The following is a 1,293-nucleotide window of genomic DNA, read 5'->3' on the forward strand; positions in this document are numbered from 1 at the left end:
GCGTCAGCGGTGCGGAGCACTATGATGTGGGCGGGATCCCAACCGAACAGCCATGCAACCCTTGCACATCTTGCTGGCAGAAGGCAACCCTCATCTGCGCAGCTTGCTGTGTTGGCATTTGCAACAGGCCGGACACCAAGTTTGGGAAGCAGAGACCCTTCGCCAAGCAAAGACTCTGCTGCAACACCAGCCCATTCACCTGCTGATTTTGGATGCGGAGCTGTCCAACCGCGGCGGGCTGCAATTGTGCCGGTGGGCCCATCGCCAGTACGATCTGCTGATTTTGCTACTCTCCCACCGGGGATCCGAAGCGGACATTATCGCTGGCCTAGAAGCAGGAGCGGACGATTACCTCACCAAGCCCTTTAGTATGCAACTGCTGGATGCCCACCTTCTAGCCTTGGCTCGGCGGCGACAGCGTCATATCCCCCCTACCTTTCTGCAGTACGGGGATCTCAAAATTGACCTGGTGCAACGGCGCGTCGCCTTGGCTGGGGAAGGGATCGACCTCACGCCTCAGGAGTTTAGCCTGCTGATGGTGCTGGTGCAGGCGGATGGGGATCCCGTCTCTCGTCTAGAGCTGCTGGAGCGAGCGTGGCCGGATTCCACCGATAACCCTCGCACCGTCGATACCCACATCCTCTCGTTGCGCAAAAAGCTGGAACGGGATCCGCGCCAGCCCAGCTTGATCCACACAGTGCGCAATGTCGGCTACTGCTTTGGCCTCAACCCCCCGCTGCTTCAGGAACAGAAAACTCTGTCAGCCGCCGCAGGCAATTCAGGATCTGGGCCTCAGCGGCAGCGTCGTGGAGTCGCAGCGTCAGGGGAGGCACCTGCAAATCAATCAATCAAATCCCGCTAGGCAGATTGCGCAGGATCCCAGTCGGGATCGCTCAGTTGCAGCAGAGACCGGCGCACCCGCTGCTCCAGAGCCAGGTTGTGATGTTGGCGGCTGACCTGCAGAGCTGCCTGCAAATCCGAAAAAGCTGTCGCTTTATCCCCCATATTCCAGTAGGCCAGCCCTCGTCCGTACAAGCCATACTCGTCGGAGAGGTCAATCCGGTTCATATCCGCTTCCAGGCGAAAGGCCCGCTCGTAGTCGTCCAAAGCAGCTTTGATCTCCCCCAGCGCATAGAGAAGGTTGCCCCTGATGTAGAGAACGTTGGGCTGCTGGGGTTCTCTTTCTAAGCTGCGGCTGAGGTCGGCAATGGCCTCGTCAAAGTAATCACCACAGGCGTAGGTCACCCCCCGCTGGTAGTAGTGGGCTGGGCTGGGATCCCAGTCAATAGCCTG

At 59.2% G+C, this 1,293-nt stretch carries 2 protein-coding genes; one reads left to right on the top strand and one right to left on the bottom strand.

Annotated elements, in window-relative coordinates; translation table 11 throughout:
* Window positions 1–52: 52 nt before the first annotated feature.
* On the top strand, window positions 53–862 hold the full coding sequence (locus NW819_RS05240; protein ID WP_414413106.1) for a response regulator transcription factor: 810 nt from the start codon (window positions 53–55) through the stop codon (window positions 860–862).
* Here the strand turns inward: NW819_RS05240 and NW819_RS05245 are convergent.
* Window positions 859–1,293: tetratricopeptide repeat protein (locus NW819_RS05245; protein WP_414413107.1), on the bottom strand; the 435-nt coding region annotated here is incomplete at its 5' end. The two genes, NW819_RS05240 and NW819_RS05245, sit on opposite strands and share 4 nt — an antisense overlap.

The organism is Synechococcus sp. R8-2, assembly GCF_047461715.1.
Lineage (GTDB): Bacteria > Cyanobacteriota > Cyanobacteriia > Thermostichales > Thermostichaceae > Thermostichus.

Coding starts and splice junctions, on each gene's coding strand:
- NW819_RS05240 (WP_414413106.1), top strand. CDS start 53: ATGCAACCCTTGCACATCTTGCTGGCAGAAGGCAACCCTCATCTGCGC.